The sequence below is a fragment of the Robertmurraya mangrovi genome (assembly GCF_034427655.1).
Lineage (GTDB): Bacteria > Bacillota > Bacilli > Bacillales > Cytobacillaceae > Robertmurraya_A > Robertmurraya_A mangrovi.
In genome coordinates this window covers 410,403-417,528 of the sequence record NZ_JAXOFX010000003.1, presented here as the reverse complement: position 1 = coordinate 417,528, position 7,126 = coordinate 410,403, and the positions used below count along the sequence as shown (strand labels likewise).

6 protein-coding genes are annotated in these 7,126 nt (G+C 37.1%); 2 read left to right on the top strand and 4 right to left on the bottom strand.

Annotated features, from left to right (window positions below):
• Positions 1-283: 283 nt before the first annotated feature.
• Positions 284-1,018, bottom strand: a complete 735-nt coding sequence (locus SM124_RS07725; RefSeq protein ID WP_322445925.1) for a class I SAM-dependent DNA methyltransferase — start codon at positions 1,016-1,018, stop codon at positions 284-286.
• A gap of 32 nt (positions 1,019-1,050) precedes the next feature.
• Positions 1,051-1,815, bottom strand: coding sequence for a VOC family protein (locus SM124_RS07720; protein WP_322445924.1), 765 nt, complete (start codon positions 1,813-1,815; stop codon positions 1,051-1,053).
• 216 nt (positions 1,816-2,031) lie between these two features.
• On the opposite strand from SM124_RS07720, the gene sda reads away from it, so the two are divergent.
• Entirely contained in the window at positions 2,032-2,157 is a 126-nt protein-coding gene (gene sda, locus SM124_RS07715) for a sporulation histidine kinase inhibitor Sda (RefSeq protein ID WP_407691383.1), read from the top strand.
• A 107-nt stretch (positions 2,158-2,264) separates the two neighbouring features.
• Here sda and odhB read toward each other — a convergent pair whose 3' ends face one another.
• The gene (gene odhB / locus SM124_RS07710; protein WP_322445922.1) at positions 2,265-3,521 is read right to left on the bottom strand and encodes a 2-oxoglutarate dehydrogenase complex dihydrolipoyllysine-residue succinyltransferase; all 1,257 of its coding nucleotides are present in this window, start codon (positions 3,519-3,521) and stop codon (positions 2,265-2,267) included.
• A 1-nt stretch (position 3,522) separates the two neighbouring features.
• Entirely contained in the window at positions 3,523-6,363 is a 2,841-nt protein-coding gene (locus SM124_RS07705; protein WP_322445921.1) for a 2-oxoglutarate dehydrogenase E1 component, read from the bottom strand.
• A gap of 386 nt (positions 6,364-6,749) precedes the next feature.
• Here SM124_RS07705 and SM124_RS07700 point away from each other — a divergent pair, with 386 nt between their 5' ends.
• On the top strand, positions 6,750-6,941 hold the full coding sequence (locus SM124_RS07700; RefSeq protein ID WP_407691382.1) for an H-type small acid-soluble spore protein: 192 nt from the start codon (positions 6,750-6,752) through the stop codon (positions 6,939-6,941).
• The last annotated feature ends 185 nt before the right edge of the window (positions 6,942-7,126 follow it).

Genomic DNA, 7,126 nt, shown 5'->3' with positions numbered 1-7,126 from the left:
TATCCTTCATAATAACTAGCTCCTTCCGTAATGTAGCTCTGATTTGGTTTGTTTTATCAATAAACATTCTTACCAAATTAACCTACGAATTTACGAGTAAGGAGCTAGTTTCGTTCATGATAACTCGTCGCTTCACTCCTGTGGGGTCTCACCAGGACACGCTTTTCCGGCAGGAGTCGCCCCCTTCCGCTCCAATCAACTATAATGACTTAAATAAACAAGTCAAAAATCCCCCTCCAAAAGACATTTAATATAATACTTTGGAAGATCTTCTTTTTAAAAATTAACCTTTCCTACATTTCACTATTAAGAATAAAGGAATTCGCTTCCTTCGATTGTATTCTTCTTGTGAGTCAAAGAATCTTCTGTCTGGTGCTCCTTCGTGGAGGTTTTCAATTATGAAACCGGCTTTTTGCAGTGTTGTGAAGTATTCTTCAATGGTTCGGTGGTATTTTACTACCTTTTCTCCAATCCATGGTTCGACTCTACGACCACTTATAAAGTAATCGTCTACAACCCAGTCGGTTCGCTTTTCGCCTTGTTCTGTGCTTTTGGAAGAAGATGTTAATATCGGGTGTTGGACGCTCATGATAAATTGGCCGCCGATTTTTAAAGACTGATAGACTTTGCCGAGAACATGTTCTAAATCTTCTATATAATGTAAGACAAGTCTAGAAGTAACTATGTCAAACTGGTTTACAGGATAGTCGAAGGTTTCTAGATTACAATGGTGTAATTTATGATTGGTACCTTTAAGCTTGACACGGGCAAGTTTAAACATATTTTCTGAACCATCCACTCCTACATAAAGTTTACAGCCCAAATTTAGGAGTTCTAATCCAAAGCTTCCGTCCCCACACCCTAAATCAAGTACTACCTTTTCATTAACTTCATCAAGTAATTTCATAAAAATTGGTGATTCTATCAAATTGTTCGGGCTATTGTGACGAGTTCTCCTAGATATGTATTGTTGAAAAAATGGTTCTTCATCATAAGCGGATGACCCTTTATACTCCACTTTCTTCTCTCTCCCTTTATCCTTTGTATTTCTTATTTATATGTAGCTCCAAAAAGTGTTAAAGGATTCTCTAGCAAGCTCGGACTAAATGTAACCAAATAAGGTCTGTTTTCTTTTAACAGAGTCTGCAACTCATTATTTTCTTGCCGACTAAATAAGAGCTCAGTATGACCTAATTGAATAACTCCCTTTTTATCATCCAAAAGTGTTATAGGAGCTTTTAATAATGCCGACCATTCATTGACTGTACTTTTGACGTCGTTTACTAAAATTTGAATGGAATTAACATCGGTAGTTTTTAGTTTTTCAGTTAAGAATCCAAGATTAGATAAATCATTCAATCTATCCTCATTGTTTTGCTCCCACTCAATAAAGAAAGGATAAGGAAGAGATGATTCCTCTAATATAAAAAGCATTTTCCAACGAATCATTTGGTTATCAGATCTTTTTCTACTTCCTTCAAAACTGGAAGTAGAGTAGCCTAATCGTTGTAATTCGCTTTGTAATTGATTCATGTTGGTTGTTCGAAAACAAATCTGTCCAAAACCTTCTCCTTTTCCAATGTCTCTCACTAATTGTTTGATGAGTGGATTGTTACTTTGACTAGCAATCTCTATTTTTTCAATGGCTAAATATTCGATGTATGAACTCCCCATATACAATAGACTATTGTAAGTGCCCCAAAGCTCATGCCTGCCACCCATTACGGCTTTATACCCGAGTTCTTCCCATTCTCTGATTGCTTCACTCGGATGACTCTTAATAAAATGAACAATATGATCCAATTCAAGTCCCATTTTTAAAGCACCTCTAAACTTAATTATATTTATATTATATTCTATCCGCTTTCGTCTCAATTTGTATATAAATAGAGCCTATCTAATGACTATTAAATAAAAAGAAAATTTAAAAAATTCGTTAAAAGGGGTTTTCAAATACTTACAAAAGATTTACAATAAAGCAATAGTAAGAATATTCAATCCTTTTACCAGGAGGTATGCAAATTGAAGATTATGAGTAATGAGTTGTTAATTGTCTCGTATCGTGATGCATTGAAGTCGGGTGAGGATAAGGAATGGGCTAAAGTTTTAAAAGACGAAATTATAAGACGTGGTCTGAAACCATTTAAGAAGCGATAATCTTAAAAAACTATACTTAATAAACATCCATCGTGTAATGTTTAAAGCGATGGATGTTTTTAATCCTGAAAAAACAGAGCGAAAATTCGCTCTGTTAAAATTATATCTTATGCTTCAAACAATAATGATTCTGGATCTTCAATTAGCTCTTTCACTCTAGCTAAGAATGTAACAGCCTCTTTTCCGTCGATAATACGGTGGTCATAGGACAGAGCAATATACATCATTGGGCGGTTTTCCATTCTCTCTGCATCAATCGCAACTGGTCGAAGTTGAATTTTATGCATACCAAGAATCCCTACTTGCGGCCCATTTAAAATTGGAGTTGATAGTAATGAGCCGAAAACTCCTCCATTAGTAATGGTAAAAGTACCACCTTGTAAATCTTTAAGTGCTAGTTTATTCCCTCGAGCTTTATCAGCTAACTCAAGGATATCTTTTTCAATTTCTCCGAAGTTTTTACGATCAGCGTCACGAACAACTGGTACTACTAAACCTTCCGGAGCTGAGACAGCAATTCCAATATCGTAGAATTTCTTTAGGACAATTTCGTCCCCTTGAATTTCCGCATTTAATAATGGGTTTCTCTTTAAAGCCGCTACTACTGCTTTAGTGAAAAATGACATAAAGCCTAGTTTAACATCATTTTCTTCAAAGAATTTATCCTTACGGCGTTTACGAAGATTCATCACATTTGTCATATCGACTTCGTTGAAAGTTGTCAGCATAGCTGCAGACTGTTGAACTTCAACTAGACGATTAGCAATCGTTTGACGACGTCTTGACATGCGAATACGTTCAACCGGTTTGTTTGGATCTTCAACATTGCTTGGTTTTGGCGCAGTTGGTGTAGATGTTGCTGCTGGTTGCTCTACTTTTTTCTGTTCAGGATTAAAAGATGACACATCTTGGGCACGAACTCTACCAAGCGGGTCAGCAGTTGGAACTTGTGATAAGTCAATTCCTTTTTCACGTGCTAGCTTTCTTGCAGCTGGAGACGCAATTGGTCTACCTTTTGTTTCTTCATGCTGTTCGTTGTTAACAGCTTCAATTTTTTCTTCTTGACGCGGTTCAACAGCAGGAGTTCCTTCTGCTTTAGGTGTCTCAGCAGGTTGAGAAGGTGCCCCCTGACCTTCTGAAACAATCGCAATTGTTTCACCTACTTTTACTGTGTCGCCCTCTTGATATTTAAGCTCTGTTAAAACACCGCTATGTTCTGAAATAATTTCAACATTGACTTTATCTGTCTCTAATTCAACGATATAGTCACCTTTTTCAATTTTGTCACCCGGTTGTTTTAACCATTGTGCAACCGTACCTTCTGTTATCGATTCTGCTAATTCTGGTACTTTAATTTCCGCCATCTTAATTTCCTCCTTCGACCGTACGAGTTAATGCTTTTTGAATTATCTGTGCTTGATCTCTCTTATGAACGTTCGGATCTCCCTCAGCTGGACTTGATCGACGACGGCGACCAATATATGATACATCTACACCATCTGGTGCAAGTTCTTTAAGTCTTGGTTCTACAAAATTCCATGCTCCCATGTTTTTCGGCTCTTCTTGTATCCAATTGATTTCTTTTAGGTTTGGATATCTTTGAATGACCTCACGAATTGTATTCATTGGGAATGGGTAGATTTCTTCCAGTCTAAGAATATGAAGCCACTCATAATTTGTGTCCTCTTGTAAATTTTCAGCTAAATCAATCGTAATTTTTCCAGTACCTAGTACGATTCGTTCGACTTTGTCATTTTCCGTGCCTAAACCAGGTTGTTCTAAAATAGATTTAAACTCACCTTCACTTAACTCTAGCCCATTTGAAGCAACAAGTGGGTTACGAAGAAGGCTTTTCGGTGTCATAATCACTAGAGGTCGAACCTCTTCTTTTCCAAGAATAGCTGCTTGCCTTCTTAGAATGTGGAAGTATTGAGCTGATGAAGATAAGTTTGCAACGGTCCAGTTATTTTCAGCGGCAAGAGTTAAGAAACGTTCCATTCTACCACTTGAATGTTCAGGACCTTGCCCTTCATATCCGTGTGGTAACAGCATAACTAAGCCAGATTTTTGTCCCCATTTTGCTCGACTTGCAGATATGAATTGATCAAAAATAACTTGTGCTGCGTTAGAGAAGTCACCATATTGCGCTTCCCATAAAACGAGTGTTTCAGGCGCAAAAACGTTGTAACCATATTCAAAACCTAATACCGATCCTTCCGATAAAGGACTATTATGAACAGCAAAGGATGCTTTAGCTGTCGATAAGTTGTGAAGTGGTGAAAACTTTTCTCCAGTTTTATGGTCATGTAGAACAATATTTCTTTGAGCAAAAGTTCCACGTTCAGAATCTTGCCCTGTAATACGAATAGGGGTTCCATCAGAAATAATAGAAGCAAAAGCAAGTGTTTCCGCTAAGCCCCAATCAATTTTTCCATTCCCCTCTAATGCTTCTGTACGTCTTTGAAGGATTCTGCTCAATTTGCCAAATACATTAAAGTTCTCAGGCCATGTTAATAATTGAGTATTAATCGTTTTTAGTGTATCTAATGGCACAGATGTAACCATTTTCGGAATACCTTTTTCAACAGTTTCCGGAGGGTTTGTTTCCTCCAGCTCTTGTTTTCTTTGAGGAACCCTATCGTAAGCAACTTTTAATTTAGATAATACTTGTTCATCAAGTTGATTGATTTCCTCTTGAGTTACAGAACCTTCATTCTTCAATCGGTCTCCATAAATGTTCTTAGCTGTAGGATGTTTATGGATGATATTGTACATCATTGGATTGGTAGTCATCGGTTCATCCATTTCATTGTGACCAAAACGACGATATCCAATTAAGTCGATTAGGAAATCCTTTTGGAATGTGGCACGATACTCACAAGCTAGTTGAGCTGCTGCATAACAAGCTTCAGGATCATCTGCATTCACATGTAAAATAGGAATCTCATATCCCTTTGCTAAATCACTAGAATAGCGAGTAGAACGGGAATCTTCTGACTCTGTTGTAAATCCAATTGTGTTGTTTGCAATGAGATGGATTGTTCCTCCCGTACGATATCCTTTTAATTGACTAAGATTCAATGTTTCAGCCACGATTCCTTGACCAGGGAACGCCGCATCTCCATGAATAAGTATAGCCAATGCTGAGCTTAAGTCTTCCTTTGGATATCCCTTTGCTGAACGATCATCTTGAGCCGCACGAGTAAATCCTTCAACTACTGCACCAACAAATTCAAGGTGGCTTGGATTATTTGCAAGAGTTAATCTTGCTTTTGTTGTATTTTCCTCTTTGATTTGACGGTCTAACCCTAAATGATATTTCACATCACCCGTCCAACCATAGTTAATTCCGATTGAACCTTCAGATGGAACTAGCTCTTTGTTTGGAGCATGCTGGAATTCAGCAAAAATCATTTCGTATGGTTTCCCTAGTACATGTGCAAGTACATTTAATCGGCCACGGTGTGCCATGCCAATATTAATTGTTTTTGCCCCATCCTGAACCGATTCAGAAACAATCTCATCTAATAACGGTACAATTGAATCTAGACCTTCGATAGAGAAGCGTTTTTGTCCAACAAAGGTTTTATGAAGGAATTTCTCAAATTCTTCTACTTCAGTAAGTCGTTTAAGAATATTCACCTTTTTTTCCTTCGTTAGTTTCGGAGCTAACTGGCCTGATTCAACTTTTTGTTTAAGCCATTCTTTTTCTTTAATATCATGTACATGTCTAAACTCAAATGCAATCGTATTTGTATAAACTGATTTTAAGTATTCAATTGCTTGATAGCCGTTCTGAACCGATACTGGGGACGCTGGACAAATAAGAGCTGCAGGAATCGATTCTAAATCATCTTTCGTTAACCCATAGTAATCAAGTTCTAATAATTCTTTTTCCGGCTTACGGTCCTTAAGTGGGTAAATATCTGCTGCCAAATGACCATATGCACGAATATTATCCGCTAACTGCACAGCTTTAATCATGACTTCCATCTGATTTCTAGAAGCTGGAGCACTTACCACCTGTTCTGTTGGACTTACATTTTCTTGTTGTGGTGGACCGAATTCATCGAAATATGCTTTCATTTCAGGATCAATTGATTCTGGATCCTGAATATAATTTTCATATAATTCCATAACATAACCGAGATTAGGACCGTGAAACCCTTGCCATGCGGTTACACGACTACTCGAGGGCTTTTTCATGAAGAAAACCTCCAGATGTTTTTCAGTAAACATTATTGTAAAATTGTTTTATCCAGTTTAATTATTCTGCTACTGTTGGGCTCATAATCATTATTTATTAGAAAAATATTATTTTTCAGAGGATAAAACGTTTCCATTGCCATTTTAACATGTAAAATGCTGTACTACAAAAAATTTTTATCATCTTCACAGTGAAAATTATAATTATTTTCTAAAATTTATATTAGAAAAATAATTCATAGAAAAAAGTGGTTAATTTTAACAAAAAGTCACTTAAGAAATAGTTCAAAGGCTTTGTTAGCTCGGCATTTTGTCCTCTTTTTTTACAGCGGTTGGATAAAAATGTGAATTATAGACAAATTATGATTGAGACCATTTTAGGAGGAATGAAGAAAGTGAACGTAGGTCGTGCGAAAGAAATAGTAGAGAGTGCTGAAATACATAATGTTTCATATGAAGGCTCTCCTGTCATCATTCAACACGTAGATGAAAAATCAAAAATGGCAAGAATTTATTACAGACAAAACCCAGAAGAAGAACAAGACGTGCCTGTGATGAGTTTAATAGAGGAAGTATAAGAAATATTATAAGAAAAGCGCAAGCGCCCGTTTAGCGACGTATGGACTGGAGCGCCTCGACTGAGATAAAGGAAACACGAAGAGCTTCAGCGATTCGATGTTGACTTATCGTAGGGAGAGGAGCGAAGTACACTAGTCGCTGGGCACTGGAGCTAGACAGTAGTCTAACTTCAGAAACTTTTACT